The 2,445-nt window shown below is 68.5% G+C and carries 3 protein-coding genes; 2 read left to right on the forward strand and 1 reads right to left on the reverse strand.

What is annotated here, in order from left to right; all coding sequences use genetic code 11:
- Positions 1 to 827 (forward strand): mechanosensitive ion channel family protein (locus D7Y15_RS43040; protein ID WP_148713040.1); only part of this gene is annotated, 827 nt, incomplete at its 5' end.
- A gap of 4 nt (positions 828 to 831) precedes the next feature.
- Here D7Y15_RS43040 and D7Y15_RS43045 read toward each other — a convergent pair.
- Positions 832 to 1,380 carry an RNA polymerase sigma factor gene (locus D7Y15_RS43045; RefSeq protein ID WP_158624586.1) on the reverse strand — a complete coding sequence of 183 codons (549 nt, stop codon included), beginning with the start codon at positions 1,378 to 1,380 and terminating at the stop codon, positions 832 to 834.
- Positions 1,381 to 1,790: 410 nt separating this feature from the next.
- Between D7Y15_RS43045 and D7Y15_RS43050 the strand changes: the two genes are divergently transcribed.
- Positions 1,791 to 2,445, forward strand: a 655-nt coding sequence (locus tag D7Y15_RS43050) for a DUF6445 family protein (RefSeq protein WP_121756182.1), incomplete at its 3' end; no start/stop codon positions are given.

The raw sequence follows: 2,445 nt of genomic DNA on the forward strand, positions 1-2,445 counted from the left end.
TGTTCGTGCTGCGCTTCCTCACCCGGGCCGCGCGCTTCCTGGAGGACAAGGTCGCGAAGTCACCGGAGGGCACGGACGTGGCGAGGGTGCGTGGCCTGCGCACGCAGCTGGCCATCCTGCGGCGCGTGGTGGAGGTGGCGGTGGTGCTGGTGGCCGCGTCGCTGCTGCTCCTCCAGTTCGAGGCGGTGCGCAACGTGGGCGTGTCGCTGCTGGCGTCCGCGGGCATCGCGGGCCTGGCCATTGGTCTGGCCGCGCAGAAGTCGCTGTCCACGCTGTTCGCGGGCATCCAGCTGTCCATCACGCAGCCCATGCGCATTGGCGACACGGTCATCATCGAGAACGAGTGGGGGTGGATCGAGGAGATCACCCTCACCTACGTGGTCGTGAAGGTGTGGGACCTGCGCCGGCTGGTCATCCCCATCACCCAGTTCCTGGAGAAGCCGTTCCAGAACTGGAGCAAGGTGTCGCCGGAGATCCTGGGCACGGCGGAGCTGTACGTGGACTTCCGCACGGACGTGCCGGCGGTGCGCGCGGAGCTCAAGCGCATCCTGGAGCAGGAGTCCAAGGGGCTGTGGGACGGCAAGGTGCAGGGGCTCCAGGTGACGGACCTGAGCGAGCGCACCATGAAGCTGCGCGCCCTGGTGAGCGCCGCGGACTCCGGCAAGGCGTTCGACCTGCGCTGCCTGGTGCGCGAGAAGCTGGTGGCCTACCTCCAGGCCCAGCCGCACGGACTGCCGCTGCTGCGCGCGGAGGCCACGCCCCTGCCCCTCCCGGAGGAGAAGGCCGTGGGACCAGCGCTGCTGGCCGCGCGGGCGGCCAACACCTGAGACCTCAGTGCCACGTGCCCACGGAGAGCCGGCGCTCCTCCGCGATGGGCTGGAGCCGCTCGCGCAGCTGTTCGCGCACCTGATGGAGCCACCAGCCCACCGTGCCCGTGGAGCGGCCCACCTGGGCTCCAATGCTCACGTAGGAGCGCCCCTGCGCTCGCAGGTGGAAGACCTCCCGCTGCTGCGGCGGGAGGCGCTCCACCGCTTCGCGCAGGTCCTTCTCCTGGATGAAGGTCCAGAGCTCGCAGCCCTCGGCCTCCTCAGGGTCGTCCGCCAGCACCGTCACCCAGCCCGCGTTCACCGCCTTGCGCTGCTCCGCGCGGTGGTGGCGCAACAGGCTGATGGCCCGCGTGTTGATGACCCGCCCCGTCCACGCCCGGAAGGCCTCCGGCCCCTGCAGGTGCAGCCGCTCCTTCCACGCCTCGTCCAGCGCGTGCTGCACCAGGTCCTCCGCGTCCGCCGCATTCCCCAGGATGCGCTGGGCGTGCTTCAAGAGCCCTGAACGGAATTGGATGACCAGCTCCGCGAACGTCTGCATCTCTTTGTCAGCCATGGAAGTGCCCCCCGAGCTCCGTTTCCGCGCGGGACCATGATGACAAAACCTTCCAATACGGACATGGCATTCTTTGCGGGGATTACCCAGAGTGTCTGGAAACCCTATCCCACCCGGCCATTTCCGCCTCCAACGCCCCGAATGCATCCAGTGTCTGTCTTTTGGATGTCCATCCAGGGCAGGTGCACATGGGTTCCCGACAGAAGCGCGCCGGGATGATCAGCAGTCGTCATCCCGGGCGAAGACTCACGACGACGGCCCTCCGGGGTGATTGACCCTGGGGCAAAACGCCCCGGTGTGGCGAGCCCCCTGGTCGGATGGGGCAGAAAGCCCCGGCTCGAGGCATGAAACACACGTGAAACACGGCAGGGTTCTTGCTGACCGCGTGAGCAGGAAGGCGGCAATCGCTCATGCTCGAACAACGGCGCCCGGAGTCGGCCGTCCGCGACGTGCTTCCCTATCGGAAGCCGAAGCTGGGACGGGACTACTGGATCAAGGACAACGCCCTGCCCAACGCGCTGGAGGTCTACGAGCGCAACCTGGCCCGCGAGGACTGGACGATGGGCGCCCCGTGGCGGCCTGAAATCTGGCCCGGCATCCGCGCCCCCCATGCGCTCACGCCCGCGGAGCTGGCCCCCATCGAGCAGTGGATCCGCGAACAGGCCGGCGTGCGCGCCCTCAAGCAGGAGGCCCCGTCCCAGGGCGCGCTGTCCCACAACCACGTGCAGCTCGTAGGGGAGAAGGAGTCCACCGCGAAGCCGCACGTGGACTCGCTGGCGCTGTGCGACTTCGCGGGCGTCATCTACCTGCACCCGAAGCCGCCCGTGAGGCACGTGGGCACGTCCTTCTACCGGCTGCGCATGCCCGGCGGCGGCCTGGGCGGCAACACCTGCCCTCCCGGCTGCGTCAACCTCACCCAGGCCTTCGGCGTGACGAAGCTGCCCGCCAACGCGTGGACGCAGGACATGGAGGTGGAGAACGTCTTCAACCGCCTCATCGTCTACCGAGCCGACTTCGTGCACTCGGCGACCGCGTACTTCGGGCAGGGCGACAAGCGGAACAAGC

The sequence above is a fragment of the Corallococcus sp. AB030 genome, assembly GCF_003668965.1.
In the GTDB taxonomy this organism is placed as follows: Bacteria; Myxococcota; Myxococcia; order Myxococcales; family Myxococcaceae; genus Corallococcus; species Corallococcus exiguus.